General features: G+C 72.5%; 9 protein-coding genes and 10 pseudogenes. 3 read left to right on the forward strand and 16 right to left on the reverse strand.

Annotated features, from left to right (window positions below; genetic code table 11):
- Together FF86_RS65195 and FF86_RS65200 are read right to left on the reverse strand one after the other, a co-directional pair.
- Positions 1-286 (reverse strand): annotated as a pseudogene (locus FF86_RS65195) (hypothetical protein); the annotation flags it as partial.
- Between the two features lies 1 nt (position 287).
- Positions 288-711, reverse strand: a pseudogene (locus FF86_RS65200) (hypothetical protein); the annotation flags it as partial.
- Between the two features lie 952 nt (positions 712-1,663).
- Between FF86_RS65200 and FF86_RS04880 the strand changes: the two are divergent.
- Positions 1,664-2,596 carry an alpha/beta hydrolase gene (locus FF86_RS04880; RefSeq protein ID WP_052680939.1) on the forward strand — a complete coding sequence of 311 codons (933 nt, stop codon included), beginning with the start codon at positions 1,664-1,666 and terminating at the stop codon, positions 2,594-2,596.
- A 69-nt stretch (positions 2,597-2,665) separates the two neighbouring features.
- Here the strand turns inward: FF86_RS04880 and der are convergent, their stop codons facing one another.
- The 12 genes and pseudogenes from der to FF86_RS04925 form a co-directional block, all read right to left on the reverse strand.
- Positions 2,666-4,111 (reverse strand): ribosome biogenesis GTPase Der, encoded by a 1,446-nt coding sequence (gene der / locus FF86_RS04885; protein WP_052680938.1) that lies wholly within the window; start codon positions 4,109-4,111, stop codon positions 2,666-2,668.
- 49 nt (positions 4,112-4,160) lie between these two features.
- A partial coding sequence (locus FF86_RS04890; protein ID WP_242418196.1) for a lysophospholipid acyltransferase family protein occupies positions 4,161-4,632 on the reverse strand: 472 nt, incomplete at its 5' end.
- Between the two features lies 1 nt (position 4,633).
- Positions 4,634-4,937 (reverse strand): annotated as a pseudogene (locus FF86_RS40560) (1-acyl-sn-glycerol-3-phosphate acyltransferase); the annotation flags it as partial.
- Positions 4,934-5,737, reverse strand: coding sequence for a (d)CMP kinase (gene cmk, locus FF86_RS04895; RefSeq protein ID WP_044883641.1), 804 nt, complete (start codon positions 5,735-5,737; stop codon positions 4,934-4,936). The gene cmk and the pseudogene FF86_RS40560, both read right to left, overlap by 4 nt.
- 255 nt (positions 5,738-5,992) lie before the next feature.
- On the reverse strand, positions 5,993-7,043 hold a 1,051-nt coding region (locus tag FF86_RS04900), incomplete at its 5' end, for a prephenate dehydrogenase (protein ID WP_242418197.1).
- A 440-nt stretch (positions 7,044-7,483) separates the two neighbouring features.
- A complete protein-coding gene (locus FF86_RS04905; protein ID WP_044883639.1) occupies positions 7,484-8,242 on the reverse strand; it encodes a pseudouridine synthase in 759 nt (252 codons plus the stop codon).
- 701 nt (positions 8,243-8,943) lie between these two features.
- Positions 8,944-9,483, reverse strand: a pseudogene (locus FF86_RS04910) (SMC-Scp complex subunit ScpB); the annotation flags it as partial.
- The gene (locus tag FF86_RS04915; protein ID WP_044883637.1) at positions 9,480-10,370 is read right to left on the reverse strand and encodes a ScpA family protein; all 891 of its coding nucleotides are present in this window, start codon (positions 10,368-10,370) and stop codon (positions 9,480-9,482) included. The pseudogene FF86_RS04910 and the gene FF86_RS04915, both read right to left, overlap by 4 nt.
- Before the next feature lie 40 nt (positions 10,371-10,410).
- Positions 10,411-10,703, reverse strand: a pseudogene (locus FF86_RS40565) (Zn-dependent membrane protease); the annotation flags it as partial.
- Position 10,704: 1 nt separating this feature from the next.
- Positions 10,705-10,841: pseudogene (locus tag FF86_RS40570) on the reverse strand (Zn-dependent membrane protease); the annotation flags it as partial.
- Positions 10,842-10,909: 68 nt separating this feature from the next.
- Positions 10,910-11,100 (reverse strand): annotated as a pseudogene (locus FF86_RS40575) (Zn-dependent membrane protease); the annotation flags it as partial.
- An 80-nt stretch (positions 11,101-11,180) separates the two neighbouring features.
- Positions 11,181-12,129 (reverse strand): annotated as a pseudogene (locus tag FF86_RS04925) (ParA family protein); the annotation flags it as partial.
- Between the two features lie 309 nt (positions 12,130-12,438).
- Between FF86_RS04925 and FF86_RS04930 the strand changes: the two are divergent.
- Entirely contained in the window at positions 12,439-13,527 is a 1,089-nt protein-coding gene (locus tag FF86_RS04930) for an S-(hydroxymethyl)mycothiol dehydrogenase (RefSeq protein WP_044883634.1), read from the forward strand.
- A 282-nt stretch (positions 13,528-13,809) separates the two neighbouring features.
- Positions 13,810-14,460 (forward strand): MBL fold metallo-hydrolase, encoded by a 651-nt coding sequence (locus FF86_RS04935; RefSeq protein WP_044883633.1) that lies wholly within the window; start codon positions 13,810-13,812, stop codon positions 14,458-14,460.
- Between the two features lie 7 nt (positions 14,461-14,467).
- On the opposite strand, the pseudogene FF86_RS40580 reads toward FF86_RS04935, so the two are convergent.
- Positions 14,468-14,611 (reverse strand): annotated as a pseudogene (locus FF86_RS40580) (GlsB/YeaQ/YmgE family stress response membrane protein); the annotation flags it as partial.
- Between the two features lie 15 nt (positions 14,612-14,626).
- Positions 14,627-14,773, reverse strand: a pseudogene (locus tag FF86_RS40585) (GlsB/YeaQ/YmgE family stress response membrane protein); the annotation flags it as partial.
- Positions 14,774-15,310: the final 537 nt, after the last annotated feature.

The raw sequence follows: 15,310 nt of genomic DNA on the forward strand, positions 1-15,310 counted from the left end.
CGCGGTCGCCTGGTAGTTCTCGATGCCGAGGTCCCGGACGTAGGTCCAGGCCAACGGCAGGTACTTGTTGACCACCTCGTAGGCGCTGGTCGATTCCGTTTCCACCACCGCGAGCGACTTGCCGCGCAGCAGGCCTTTCAGGGCACCTTCCTGCAGGTCGACGGTCGCGGTGATGGCGTGCGCCTTCTCCGTCGCCCCGACCGGACTCGCGGCCGCGTGCAGCCAGTTGCGCCAGGTCGATCCCGCCGATCCGTCCGCACTGATCGGTGGATTCGGCTGAACGAACNCCACCACCTTGCCGACCTTCCCGATCGTCGTCATGACGTCGGGGTCCTCCGCGCCCATGAGGATCACGTCAGGTCGACACTTGGCCAGCGCGTCGATGTTGAAGACCGTGCCGTCGACGCGCTGTCCCAGGTCGATGATCCCGTCCAGGTACTTGGCAAGGAGCGGAACGTATTTCGGACTCGCCCACAGCGAGCAGGCCGGCTTCTCACCGACGGCGATCAGGGTTTCCATGGCGATGGGATTGTCGGTGGCGACACGCTGCTTCGGCGCGGCGGGACTGGCCGAGGCGGAGGTTGCCGGAGACCCGCCGGAACCGGAACTGCCGCACGCGGCCAGGCCGACCGCCATGCCAACGGCGAGAATCGACCATCCACGTCTCCTGAAACTGCCCACTACACGACCCTTCCTGGTGTCGACAGACATCACCTCGGCAGCGCGATGACACGGCCGGCTGTCTGCGGCCGCCGTTGAAAGCGCCACCCGCCCGGGATCCTGAACCTCACGGAAATGCTCNGGCGGCGCGCACTCCCTCCAGAGTGGCCTGATCTTTGATTTCGGGCACGGCGGTAGCCCGCGCGAACTTTGCGACGTGNCCACGGGACGAGGCGAGGCTGAACCCACCAGGATCTCCCGTGATCCTGGGTCGNCACCTGTCCGGGCAACGGAACTGTACTCCCAGCAGAGACGCGGATGCGACGGTTATCAGCAGAATTTTCCGTATCTGCGGCAGCAGTCGACAGATACGACCGTATGGAGTAGGTCTCTCACTTCAGGTCGCCGGGCAGCCAGCCATGCGTCGGACGCCGCGATCCACTACTGGGAATCGCGTCGTTACTCCACGCTCCCGGCAACCGCACTACGCACACTGGCCAGTTACCAGTCCGGCACAGAACTCGGATATGAACTCCGGTGTCCGCCGGAGGCGGAGATTCCCAGCTACACGTGGTGGACGCCCGGCCCACCGCGGTCTCTCTACGACTTTCCGTAATGCCTCGTTCACGTCCGACGCGGTGGTGTCCCGTCGCACCGGTACCGTCCGCACGAGCACGAGGTGGACGACGGGTCGACGCACGGGAGGCCGGCATGCGGTACGGGTGCCCACGGCGCGCAACCAGCCGAGGCGCGGACTCGTGGCGCGGGAACGGCTGGACGGCCAGCTCGGCGACGGCGCCCGGGCCGACAGCCAGGACATCGTGGCCAGTGGCTACGCGGCATACGCGATCGTCCAGCCCTCCTGAACCATCGGCAGCAATGGGCAGCAATGGCAGCGATGGCCGAGACGCCTGTAGAAGAGACAGGTAGCGCCGCTGCCCCGCACGCTCGGCACCGGACCCGGACCCGCTACAGGAGCCGTACCCGCCACAGGAGACAGACCTTGACCACCGGCCCCACCATCGGACTCGGGACCCGCCTCGCCGCCCGCGTCATGCGCGCGGGTTTCACCCTCGTCGGCAGCCCGTCGAAGTCCCTGCGGTTCGCCACCCAGGCGGTCGCCGACCCCGAGACCGTCACGGTGCCGACCCGGCACGGCCCCGTCCGCTGCCTGCTCTACCGGCCGCCCACGGGCACCGGGCCTCGCCCACCCGTGCACGTGCAGCTACACGGCGGCGCGTTCATCGTCCGCAGCCCCGAGCAGGACGACCATGTCTGCCGCTACCTCGCCTCCGACGTCGGCGCCGCGGTCCTCGTCCCCGACTACGACACCGCCCCCAAGGTCGCCTACCCCGTCGCCGAGCACCAGGCGTACGACGTCGCCGCCTGGGCCCACGCCCACGGTGCCGAGCAGGGCTGGGACGGCGGACGGCTGTCCGTCGGTGGCTACAGCGCCGGCGCGAAGCTCGCGATCAACGTCGTCCAGCAGGCCCGCGACGCCGGGGCGTTCCTGCCGGTCGCCCTGGCCGTCGGCTACGGCGTCACCGACGTCGGCCTCGACCCGCACGCCCGCACCTCGCCGAAGAGGCGCCCCGCCATCGGCCCGCGGCTGCTGCGGCTCGTGCAGCACGTCTACTTCCCCGACCCGGCCACCCGCGCCGAACCCCTCGCCTCGCCCGCGCTCGCCCCGGACCTCGCCGGTTTCCCGCCAACCCTGGTCACCACCGGCGGGCTCGACTCCCTCGAAGCTGACGGCCGGATCTTCGCCGAGAAGCTTCGCGCCACCGGGGCCGACGTCACCTATCACTGCTTCCCCGACGTCGACCACGGCTATACCCACAAGCGGCCGGTCGAGACGGCCCGCGAGGCGATCACCGGACTCGGCGACCACCTCGCCCGCGCCTACGCCGCAGCCAACCCGGAAAAGCCTGGCTGAGGCGCCCCGCCGAGCGGCCGACGCGTGCACCGGGCGCCTGTGCCCGCCGGATCAGCCGGATCAGCCGGATCAGCCGGCGGTGGGGCTGCGGCGGTCGCCGCGTTCGCGGACGCGGACGGAGATGGCGATGGGCGAGCCGGCGAAGCCGAAGTCCTCGCGCAGGCGGCGTTCCAGGAAACGGCGGTAGGCCGGCTCCAGGAAGCCGGTGGTGAACACCACGAAGCGCGGGGGACGCACGCCTGCCTGGGTGGCGAACAGGATCTTCGGCACCCGCCCACCGCGCGGGGGCGGCGGGGTGGCGCCGACGACCTCGCCGAGCCAGGCGTTGAGCCGGCCGGTCGGGATCCGGGTGCCCCAGGATTCCAGCGCGGTGCGCAGCGCCGGGGCCAGCCGGTCGGTGGCCCGCCCCGTGCGGGCCGAGACGTTCACCCGCGGGGCCCAGGCGATCCGGCCGAGGTCGCGGTCGATCTCCCGTTCGAGGGTGAGCCGGCGGTCCTCGTCGACGAGGTCCCACTTGTTGAAGGCGAGGACGAGCGCCCGGCCGGCCTCGATCACCATGGTGATGATCCGCTGGTCCTGCTCGGTGAGCGGCTCGTCCGCGGCGAGCAGGACGATGGCGACCTCCGCGGCCTCCAGCGCCCCCGCGGTGCGCAGCGACGAGTAGTACTCGGCGCCGGACGCCTCGCGGATCCGCCGGCGCAGCCCGGCGGTGTCGATGAACATCCACTCCTCGCCGCCGACGGTGACCAGCTCGTCCACCGGATCGCGGGTGGTGCCGGCCACGTCGTGCACGAGCGAGCGGCGGCTGCCGGCGATCTTGTTGAGCAGGCTGGACTTGCCGACGTTGGGCCGGCCGATCAGCGCGACCCGGCGTGGGCCGTCGGTCTCGGTGAAGACCTCGCGCGGTGCCTCGGGCAGCACGGCGAGCACGGCGTCGAGCAGGTCGCCGCTGCCGCGGCCGTGCAGCGCCGAGACGGGGTGGGGCTCGCCGAGCCCGAGCCCCCACAGGGCGGCGGCGTCGGCCTCGAACCGGTTGTCGTCGACCTTGTTCGCGACGAGGATCACCGGCAGGCCGCTGCGGTGCAGCACCCGGGCGACGGCCTCGTCGGCGTCGGTGGCCCCGGTGACCACGTCGACAATGAACAGCACGGCGTCGGCGGTGTCGAGCGCCGCGGCCGCCTGCTCGGAAACCTGCGCGGCGAGCCCGGAGGCGTCGGGCTCCCAACCGCCGGTGTCGACGAGGGTGAACCGGCGCCCGTTCCACACCGCGTCGTAGGCGATGCGGTCGCGGGTCACCCCGGGCACGTCCTCGACCACGGCGGCGCGGCGGCCCAGGATCCGGTTGACCAGCGTCGACTTGCCCACGTTGGGCCGCCCGACGACGGCCACGACCGGCTGGCCGGCGACCGGGCCCAGCTCGCCGGCTCCAAGATCGTCGATTCCAAGGTCGTCGGCTCGAAGGTCGTCGCCGGATGCCGCCTCGGCGCCGTCCATCGCTGCGTCCTGTCTGCTCATCACTGCCATCACTGCCACACCTGTCGTCGGGACCGGTGATCTACGATGATCACGCGGCGGATTCGCCCGGGGAGGCACGGGCGGTCTCGAGATGATCGAGCAGCCGCACCCGGATGTCCTCGGCGACGGCGGCGAGCGCCCGCCGCGAGCGCGGGTTGGCCGGCACGTCGACCTCGAACGGCTTGCCGAAGACCACCCTGACCTGCACCGAGCGACGCGGCCAGCGCGCGCCCTTGGGCAGGGCGTCGCCGGTGTTGATACAGGCTACGGGGAGCACCCGGCAGCGGCCGTGGACGGCGAGGTAGGCGATGCCGTGCTGGACCGCGGCCATCTCCCCGCTGCCCCGGGTGCCCTCCGGGAAGACGCCGATCGCGCCGCCGCGGGACAGCTCGTCGAGCGCGGTGTGCAGCGCCTCGCGGTCGGGGCGCCCCCGGTCGATCGGGATCTGCCCGCTGATCAGTAGCAGGCGGCCGACGATCCGGGTGTACATCTCCGACTTGACCAGGCAGCGCACGGTGCGCNGCGACTCGATCACCACCAGCGGGCCGTCCAGCCAGCTACTGTGGTTGCCCGCGAAGATCAGCGGCTCGTCCACGGGGACGTGCTCGAGCCCCTCCAGGGTCACCCGCATGATCAGTCGGTTGATGATCTGCCGCACCCCGGGCTTGAGCACGCGGTGCGGCAGGTCGTTGTAGACCGGCGAGGCGGCGCCCCGGTGCAGCAGCCCCGTCCCGGAGGCCGGCCGGATGGTCTCCGGCGCCGGCCGGGTGATCTCCGGGGCCGACCGGGTGGTCATCTCGTCCGCGGCCTGTTCGGGGCCCGTCACGTCGTCACGTTCGACGACTGCCCGCAGCGCCGCAGGACCTCGTCGACCACCTCGGGGACGGACAGGGCCGTCGAGTCCAGCACGATCGCCCCCTCGGGGACGGCCAGCGGGTCGGCGGCGCGGCTCGAGTCGAGCGCGTCACGCCGGTCCAGCTCGGCCAGCGTCCGCGCGACGTCGTCGACGCCCTTCTCGCCGAGCTGGCGCGACCGGCGCAGCGCCCGCACCTCCGTCGACGCGGTGAGGAACACCTTGATCTGGGCGTCCGGCGCGACGACGGAACCGATGTCGCGGCCCTCGACGACGATGCCGCCGGGCCGGGTGGCGGCGATCACCTGGCGCTGCTGGGCGACGAGGCGCGCCCGCACCGCGGGCACCGCGGCGATGGCGCTGACCGCGTTGGTGACCGCCCTGGTGCGGATCTCGGCGTCCACGCCGACCCCGTCGACGGCGATCGACGGCTCGTCCGGGTCGGTGCCGACGGAGAGCACGGCCCGCTCGGCGAGTTCCGCGACCGCCTGCGGATCCTCGATGTCGATGCGCCGCTCCAGCGCGAGCTGGGTGACGGCGCGGTACATCGCCCCGGTGTCGAGATAGCGAAGCCCGAGGCGCCGCGCGAGCTCGCGGGCCACCGTGCTCTTTCCCGATCCACCGGGGCCGTCGACCGCCACGATCAGCCCCTCGACCGGGCCGTCGGCAAGCGCGGACGCGCTCCCCTCGGACCCGAGCGGCGCGGACGTTACCTTCACCCCGTCGGCGGCACTCCCGCCCACCGACAGCGCAGACCCGTGCTCGGGCTTCACCCGATTCCTCCGTCCCGGACACCTGAGAATCGTCGGGTCGCGCCCCGCGGACCCCTTCCCGCGCCGCGTCCGCCCCGACCCTCGCCCACCGCGAGGGCGGTAGCCGGCCCGCCGGCCGCGGTCACCGGACGATGAACGTCAGACGACTCCCGGCACGCGAACCGGGCCGAAGGGCGGGCCGGTGGCGTCAACCCGTCGGTCGCACCGCGGCGGGAACCGTCGCGGGCAACCCGGATCAGGCTACTCGGTACCGCATCAGGATCGTCGGTATGCCGTCCATCCGGTGCTTGTGAGCCGGTCGACGAGACTGTCCGCGACCGCCGGATCGACGGCCAGTTCGACGATGCCGGCCGGCGCATCCAGACTGTGCTCGAACGGACCGACATCCTCGATGTTGACGTCCCACGCGCTGATGAGGCCGACGATCGCGGCGAGCTGCCCGGGCCGGTCGTCGAGCACGACGCCGACCCAGCCCCAGGACCGCGCCGTGGCGCCGGCCTTACGCGGCAGCAGCGCGCGGCCCGTGTGCCCGTCCCGCATGAGCCGGGTGACCGCCGCGGTGACCTCGTCGGCGCCGGCCGCGTCGAGGACGTCGGCCAGCGCGGTCAGCCGGGAGCCGAGGTCGCGCACCCGCCGGGCGATCGGCCCCCGGTTGCCCTCGACGATCCCCGCCCACAGCTCGGCGTCGCTGTCGGCGAGCCGGGTGGTGTCCCGGAACCCCTGACCGGCGAGCGGCACCTCCCCCGGCGAGAGCCCCACCAGCACCCCGGCGAGCGCGCTGGCGACGAGCTGGGGCACGTGCGAGACGGTCGCCATCGCCTCGTCGTGACGCTGCGGCGTGGTCCGCACGGGGGTGGCGCCGCAGGCCAGGGCCAGCGCCACGGTGGCATGCAGGGCGGCGGCGCCGGTGTGCGGGACCGGGCAGATGGCCCACACCCGCTCGGCGAACAGGTCGGCGCGCGCCGAGACCGCGCCGTGCCGCTCCCGCCCGGCGATGGGATGCGCCGGGCACCACGTCGACAGGTCGCAGCCGAGCTGGACGCCCTCGACCAGCGGGCGGACCTTGACGCTGCCGGCGTCGCTGACCGTGTCGGCGAGCCCGGCGCGGGCCAGCGCCCGGACCTCGCCCGGGATCGTCGGCAGCGGGGTGGCGACGATGGCGTGCTCGACCCGCTCCCCCGCCCAGGGGTGCCCCGCGCCCATCTTCGCGGCGATGGCGACCTGAGCCTCGTCGGCGTCGCGGAGCAGGACCTCCACGCCCTGCGCGGACAGCGCCAGCCCGATGCTGGTGCCGATGAGACCCGTGNCGACCACACCGACCCGGCGCAGCCGCGGCAACTGGGCATCGTCCCAGCCCGATCCGACCATGACCGACAGCCTATGGCGACATCTTTNGACACACTCGCCGTGCTCGGGCCTGTGGCGCTCCTTGTCGACAGCCGGCGCCGAGGTGTGTCGCTGCGAGCAGGCCCTCGGTCGGTGGCCGTGAAGATCTGGTCAGACGACCGGGGTCGCCTCGGCTCCCGGCGTGGTGCCCACTGGCCGCCCTACACGTCTGTGGCTTTCCGTAACTATCCATGCACACAATCATGCCGAGGCTTCGGTACGGTTTTTCGGAAAAACGTACCCAAGCCTCGGCACGATCTGGCCGCAATCTGGCCGGAGCCGGGCAGCCGGTAACTCTGCGGCGCCACAGGGTTGATAGAGGAGCGACCCGAGGTGACTGAGGCGGATTCCGTTACTCGGCTACAGGCCGACGTTGCGGTAGAGGGCGCCGATCTCGCCGCGGGTGAGATGGCGGGCTCGGCCGGAGCGCAGGGTGCCGAGGTAGACCGCGCCGAGCCGGGTGCGGACGAGCCGGTGCACCGGGTAACCGACGGTCTCCATCATCCGGCGGACGATGCGATTGCGACCCTCGTGCACGACGATCTCCAGCATCACCCGACCGTTCGCCTGATCGACGATCTGCACCGAGTCCGCCCGCGCCAGCCCGTCGTCGAGCTCGACGCCGGCGCGCAGCGTGCGCGGTACCTCGCGGCGCAGCGGCCCGGAGACCTCGACCAGGTAGGACTTGGGCACCTCGTAGGAGGGATGGGTCAGGCGGTGGGCGAGCTCGCCGTCGTTGGTGACCAGCAGCAGCCCCTCGCTGTCGCCGTCGAGGCGGCCGACGTGGAACAGCCCGCCGCCGAACTCGGTGAGCAGGTCGGCGATGGTGGGCCGGCCGCGGTCGTCGGACATGGCCGACAGCACCCCGCGCGGCTTGTTCAGCGCCAGGTGGACCAGGCCGGTGCGCGTGACGATCCGGTCGCCGTCGACCTCGATGATCGCGGTCTCCGGGTTGACGCGGCGGCCCTGCTCGCGCACGACGACACCGTCCACGCTGACCCGGCCGTCGGCGATGAGCTCCTCGCCACGCCGGCGGGAACCGATGCCGGCCGCGGCGAGCACCTTCTGCAGCCGAATGCCCTCGTCCGCGGCGGAAGCCGGGTCCCGCGGCGCCCGCACGGGACGCTCCTCCCGAGCCGGCCCCGCTTCCCGGGCCGGCCGAGCCTCCCCGCGGGCAGGACGCGCCTCCCCACGGACGGGGCGAGCGTCCCCACGAGCCGAACGGCCCTCCCCACGAACGGGACGGCCCTCCCCACTAACGGGCCGAGCGTCTCCCCGGACAGGCCGAGCGTCCCCACGAGCCGGACGGCCCTCCCCACGAGCCGGACGGCCCTCCCCACGAACGGGACGGCCCTCCCCACGGGCCGTCGGACGGCCCTCCCCACGAACGGGCCGAGCGTCTCCCCGGACAGGCCGAGCGTCCCCACGAGCCGGACGGCCCTCCCCACGTGCGGGACGGCCCTCCCCACGAGCCGGCCGAGCCTCCCATGTTGGCCGAGCCTCCCCACGAACGGGACGGCCCTCTCCGCGGGCGGGTCGAGCCTCCCCGCTGCTGGGCCGAACCTCCCCACGGGCAGGACGCGCCTCCCCACGGGCAGGGCGAACCTCCCCACGGGCAGGCCGAGCCTCTCGGGAGGGGCGGGCTTCCCCTCGGGCGAGGCGGGGCTCCCGGGTGGGGCGGCCGTCCGCGGGTGGGCGGCCGTCCCGGCGGGCGCGGGCGTCGCGCGGCGCGCGGGGGCGGTCAGCAGCAGCGTTCATGGGGCAACGATGTCATCCAGATCGTCGAGTCCGGGCAGCAGGGGGGCCAGAGGCGGCAGCTNGTCGAGCCCGCGCAGGCCCATCCGTTCCAGGAAGTAGTCGGTCGTTCCATACAGGATGGCACCGGTTTCGGGATCGTGCCCGATCTCCTCGACGAGCCGCCGTGCGGTCAGGGTGCGGATGACGCCATCGGCAGAGACGCCGCGCACCGCGGCGATCCGTCCGCGGCTGACGGGCTGCTGGTAGGCGACGACGGCGAGGGTCTCCAGCGCCGCCTGGGACAGCCGGGCGGACTGGCCGGCGAGCACGAAGCCCTCCACCCAGGGGGCACACTCGTCGGCGGTGTAGAACCGCCAGCCGGCGCCGACGTGACGCAGCCGGAAACCGCGGCCGTCGCGGACGTATCCCTCGGCGAGCTCGGGAAGCAGCCGTTCGATCTCACGGGCCGGGGCGCCGAGCCCGGTGGCGAGCTCCGCGACGCCGACCGGCCGCTCCGCAACCATGAGCACCGCCTCCAGCAGCGCCGCCAGCGGCGGCCGGTCCGCACCGGGCGACGCGACCGCCGCCTCACCGCCTACGCCGGCGTCCGGCTGTTCGCTCACGATGCCGCCTCCCGCGGTTCGTCGGCCGGATCCTCGTCGTACAGCCCCCGGCCGATGGACAGCAGGTCGCCGTCCGCGGCCGGGTCGACGGCGATCCAGCGCACCGTCAGCTCCCCGAGGGGAATCTCCTGGTCGAAGGAGATCCGGCCCTCGCGGAACAGCTCCAGCAGGGCCAGGAAGCGGGCGACCACCTCGATCGTCTGCTGGCAGCCCGCGCACAGCGTGCGGAAGTCCGCGGCGCCGAGCTCCCGCAGCAGCAAGATGATCGCGAGCATGTGCTCCCGGACGCTGATCCGGGGCAGGTGCACGTGGTCGGTGGCGACCAGCGGCGGCAGCGGCGGCTCACGCAGCTTCGCGGCCAGCGCCGCGAGCTCCGTAGGGCCGATGCCGATCTGCACCTCGGGCAGGGCGGCGGCGTAGCGGGGCTCCAGCGGCACGGCGCGGGGCACATGGCGGGCCTCCAGCGCCATCAGCCCGGCGAACAGCGCCGACGCCTCCTTGTACGCCCGGTACTGCAGCAGTCGGGCGAACAGCAGGTCGCGGGCCTCAAGCAGGGCGAGGTCCTCGGACTCGTCGTCGGACAGCGCGCCGGGCAGCAGCCGGGCGGCCTTGAGGTCGAGCAGGGTCGCGGCGATCACCAGGAACTCGGTCGCCTGGCCGAGGTCGAACCGGTCCCCCAGCCGGCGGATGTGCGCGACGAACTCGTCGGTGACCTGGGACAGCGCGACCTCGGTCACGTCGAGGCGGTGCTTGGCGATGAGCGAGAGCAGCAGGTCGAACGGACCGGTGAAGTTGGCCAGCTCGACGACGAAGGGCTCGGTCCGCCCCCCTCGGGCGGTCGGTGTCGCCGGCTCGGCCCCGGCGGCATCGGCTCTGGCCCGGGTCATGACGCCACGCTACGCCCCAGGCCAGCGGTCATGATCGTGCTCAAGCCAGGTGGAGACCGATCAGAGCGGCGAGCCCGCGCAGCAGCGGGCCGATGAGCTGGCCGACGACCGACGGGAACCCGACGAACAGCACCGGCAGCAACAGCAGCGCCAGCAGGATGACCAGGCCGATGTTGCCGTCGGTGAGCCGGTGGTAGGTGCTGCGCCAGCCCGACGACGTCCCGCCGAGCAGGAACACCAGCCGCCCGGCGTCCGTCGGCGGGACCGGGATGAGGCTGACGATGAACATCGAACCGAAGGTGATCGCCAGCCACAGGGTGAACTCGGCGGCGANGCTGTCCGGCACGGTCACCTCGGTCACCCGGTCACCGAGGAAGATCCTGGCCGGGTCGCCGACCACCTGGAACAGCGCGAGCGAACCGAGCGCCAGCAGCAGGTAGGCCAGCGGGCCCGCGAGCACCGCGGCCGCGANGTGGAAGCGCCGCNGCCGCCACACGTCGTTCATCGGCACCGACTCGGCCCAGCCGTGGCCGACGATNAACACGGCGAGCCCGCTGAAGGGGCTGAGCCGGTCCTTGACGCCGGTGGTGAGCCGACCGCTGCGCAGCGGGGTGGGGTCCCGGACCACCCGCGCGGTGAGGACCTGGGCGGCGTCGTGCGCGAACACCCCGATCAGGAACGCGACGACGATCCCGAGCAGCGCCGCCGGCTCGGCGAGATGGAAAAGCACGTTGCTACCTTTTCGCCCCGATCATGCAAAAGCCCGGATTCAGCCGACGAGCGGGGGCGTGTTGTGCCGGACCATCAGCNCGCGGGCCAGCCGCCGGTAGCCGGCGGCGCCGACCGAGGTGGGCGCGTACGTCGTGATCGGCTCACCGGCCACGGTCGTCTCCGGGAAACGGACCGTGCGGTTGATCACCGTGTGGAACACCTCGTCGGGGAAGCGCTCCACGACCCGGGCCAGCACCTCGCGGGCATGCAGCGTGCGGGCGTCGTACATGGTGGCGAGGATGCCGGCGAGCTCGAGGCGCGAGTTGAGCCGCTCGCGCACCTTGTCGATCGTCTGCAGCAGCAGCGCGACGCCGCGCAACGCGAAGTACTCGCATTCCAGCGGGACGATGACGGCGTCCGCCGCGGTCAGCGCGTTCACGGTCAGCAGACCGAGCGAGGGCTGGCAGTCGACGAGGATGACGTCGTAGTCGTCGAGGATGGGGGCAAGCGCGCGGGCGAGGCTGTGCTCGCGGCCGACCTCGGTGACCAGCAGCACCTCGGCGGCGGACAGGTCGATGTTGCTCGGCAGCAGGTCCAGATTGTCGACCTGGGTCTCGACGATGACGTCGCGGACGTGGGCGTCCCCGCCGAGCAGCAGGTCATGCACGGTCAGGTCGAACTGCATCGGGTTGATGCCGAGGCCGACCGACAGCGCGCCCTGCGGGTCGAAGTCGACCAGCAGCACGCGGCGGCCGTACTCGGCGAGGGCGGCGCCGAGGTTGATCGTGCTGGTGGTCTTGCCGACGCCGCCCTTCTGGTTGCACATGGCCACGATCCAGGCGGGACCGTGGGAGGTCAGCGAGGCGGGGACGGGGAACGACGGCAGCGGCCGGCCGGTGGGGCCGGGCTGGCCCACCCCTTCGTCGACGCTCTCGCCGCCGGCTTCGAGCCGCCCATCCTCGGACAACCGAGGGTCACCGACGGTCACCTCACCGTAGGTGCGGCGTTTCGGGGAATCGACGGAGGGAGCGTCGGCAAATCGGACCACGGAGGGGTTGCTCCTTCNACAAAGAGCAGAAACGGACCGGTAGGAGCGTACCGACACTCACCCGTTCCCGGCGGCGCTGGGTGGCCGTAAAGCGGCGTGTCGCGCCATCGGGGGCGGTGTGCGTTGGACGGGTCACGCCCACAGGGGTACGAAATCATGCACCAGGGGTCACCGATGCGGTTCGGTCAGGCTTGCACCGCAACGGATACGGTCCGCGAGCGTGCTCGGCGGGGTGGCCGGTGATACGGGCCGAGCCGTGCGGCGGGCCGGGCGACGACGAGGCGTTTTCCGAGTGAAGGGAGCTCTCCTATGGGCGCACAGACGGTGGAAGCGGTGGTGGCCCGACACAAGGGCGCGCCGGTCGGTCTGGAGCGGATCATCGTCCCGGACCCGGGGCCGGGCGAGGCCCGCGTGCGCGTGCGCGCCTGCGGCGTGTGCCACACCGATCTGCATTACCGCGAGGGCGCGATCAACGACGACTACCCGTTCCTGCTCGGCCACGAGGCCGCCGGCACGGTCGAGTCGGTCGGCGAGGGCGTGACGGGCCTGGCCCCCGGCGACTACGTGGTGCTGGCCTGGCGGGCGCCGTGCGGGACGTGTCGGGCCTGTCGGCGCGGGATGGCCTGGTACTGCTTCGACTCCCGCAACGCCGCCCAGCCGATGACGCTCGAGGACGGCACGCCGCTGGCGCCGGCGCTGGGCATCGGGGCGTTCACGCCGCTCACCCTGGTCGCCGCCGGCCAGTGCGTGCCCGTGGACCCGGCGGCGCGACCGGAGGCGGCCGGCCTGATCGGCTGCGGGGTGATGGCCGGCTTCGGCGCGGCGGTGAACACCGGGCGGGTCACCCGCGGGGAGACGGTGGCGGTCATCGGCTGCGGGGGCGTCGGGAACGCGGCGATCGCCGGCGCCGCCATCGCCGGCGCCCGGAAGATCATCGCGGTGGATGTCGACGAGCGCAAGCTGACCTGGGCCCGCCACTTCGGGGCCACCGACACCGTGGACGCCCGCTCGGCCGACCCCGTGCAGGCGGTCCGCGACCTCACCGACGGCTTCGGCGCCGACGTCATCATCGAGGCGGTGGGCCGCCCCGAGACGTACCGGCAGGCGTTCGACGCCCGCGACCTGGCCGGGCGGCTGGTCCTGGTGGGGGTGCCGGACCCGACGATGACCGTCGAGCTGCCACTCGCGGAGGTCTTCGGCCGCGGCGGCCACCTGTCGTCGTCCTGGTACGGGGACTGCCTGCCCAGCCGCGACTTCCCGATCCTCATCGACCTGTACCGTCGGGGCCGCCTCGACCTCGACGCCTTCGTCACCGAGACGGTCGGGATCAGCGACGTGGAGGAGGCGTTCGCCCGGATGCGCCGCGGCGACGTGCTGCGCAGCGTCGTCGTCCTCTAGAGCCCGTCGAGATCCAGAGCCCGTCAAGATCCAGGGCCCGTCAAGATCCAGGGCCCGTCGAGTGTCCCCGCGGGCGGGGACGCCGGCACCCGGACGGGGTGCCGGCGAGGGCCGCGTGCGTCGGCGGTGTCGCGCGGGCGGTGGGTCGATCCGAACCCGCGAAGCGCCCGATACGGTCGACGTGTCGGGGACCGCCGCCACCGGCGGCGCCCCGGTGCACGGCGGGCGGATCCTCCGGGTCTCCGACCCGATCGGGAATTCGGGAACAGAGGAGCGGGCGCCATGACCGGCAATGCGGGGCTTCGGGTGGACCGCGTGATCACCCGCGGCGACTTCACCCTGGACGGCCAGACGTTCACCGTCGACAACAACGTCTGGCTCGTCGGCAACGACCAGGAGGTCCTGGTCATTGATGCCGCGCACGACCCGTCGGTGATCGCGGCGGCGGTCGGCACCCGCGTCGTGACCTCGATCATCGCCACCCACGGGCACAACGACCACATCAACGCGGCGGCGGAGCTCGCCGACCTGGTGCGGGCGCCGATCGCGCTGCACCCGGCCGACGTGATGCTGTGGCGGACGATCTACCCGCACCGCGCGCCCGACCGATCGCTCGCCGACGGTCAGCTCGTCGGCCTGCCCGGCGGCGGATCGCTGCGGGTGCTGCACACCCCGGGCCACTCCCCCGGCGGGATCTGCCTGTTCGGCGAGCTGACCGGCGAACCGGTGCTGTTCAGCGGGGACACGCTGTTCCGCGGCGGGCCGGGGGCCACCGGGCGGTCCTACTCGGACTTCCCGACGATCCTCGCCTCGATCCGCACGCAACTGCTCACCCTGCCGGCGAACACCGTTGTGCACACCGGGCACGGCGACGACACGACCATCGGCGAGGAGGGCGTCGACTACGACGACTGGGTCCGCCGGGGCCGCTGACGGCCAGTCACAGCCGGCCCGCCGTATGCCGCTGATGGCGGTCGCTGCCATGGGTGTGCCGCGTCGCCCACAACGGCGCGACGACGGCGACCAGCCCGACCGCGACACCGACCTGCAGGATGTGCCGAATCCAGTCGACGCCGCCGGTATGNNGCACCCCGATTGNGCTGGCGATCACGTTGCCGACCAGCGCGCCCACGATGCCGAGAGCGACCGTCAGCCAGATCGGAATGTCCTGCCTACCCCGGAGGATCAGTCGGGCCAGCAGGCCGATCACCAGGCCGGCGAGAATAATCCAGATGATTTGAAACACCGCACACCCCCAAGAGAGAGCCTGCCCTGGTTTTCTCCGTCACCGGCCGGCCACAAACCCGTCCGACACGGCCGGACAATAGAGATAAAAAGCCCAGCTCGCCGCCGAGGCCGGGTCGCAAATACGGTCAGCGCGGCAGAATCCGGGCGTCGACCGCGTGCAGATTGACGGTCTGCAGGCCCTGCTGCATCCCGGGGACCACATCGACGAGGAAGTATCCGTGCAGCCGGTAGAAGCCCTGCGCGAAGTCGAAACTGGCCCCGCCGCCGGTCAACCCGGCCAGCCGATAGGTGGTGCCGGTGCAGCCCCGGTCGGGACCGAAGCCCGGCGTCTGCCCACCGCCCGGGGCGTCGCACGACGCGACCAGGGTGAAGTTCGGCAGCGGGTCGCCTCCGAGGTCCGGGCCGGGGAAGAAGGCCCGGGCGTTGTCCTGGCCCGGCGCGAGGACCTCCAGGAAGACGACGCCGGTGTTGTGGGCGGTGACGAAGTCGCCGAACTGCCGGCCCTGCGAGAGCTGCCCGATCACCCCACGGAACG

The sequence above is a fragment of the Frankia sp. CpI1-P genome (assembly GCF_001421075.1).
GTDB lineage: Bacteria > Actinomycetota > Actinomycetes > Frankiales > Frankiaceae > Frankia > Frankia torreyi.

What these genes read in the sequence shown, in the direction of transcription:
- der (WP_052680938.1), bottom strand. Translation starts at nt 4,111, where the DNA reads ATGAGCAGACAGGACGCAGCGATGGACGGCGCCGAGGCGGCATCCGGC.
- FF86_RS04915 (WP_044883637.1), bottom strand. Translation starts at nt 10,370, where the DNA reads ATGACCCGGGCCAGAGCCGATGCCGCCGGGGCCGAGCCGGCGACACCG.
- FF86_RS04930 (WP_044883634.1), top strand. Translation starts at nt 12,439, where the DNA reads ATGGGCGCACAGACGGTGGAAGCGGTGGTGGCCCGACACAAGGGCGCG.
- FF86_RS04935 (WP_044883633.1), top strand. Translation starts at nt 13,810, where the DNA reads ATGACCGGCAATGCGGGGCTTCGGGTGGACCGCGTGATCACCCGCGGC.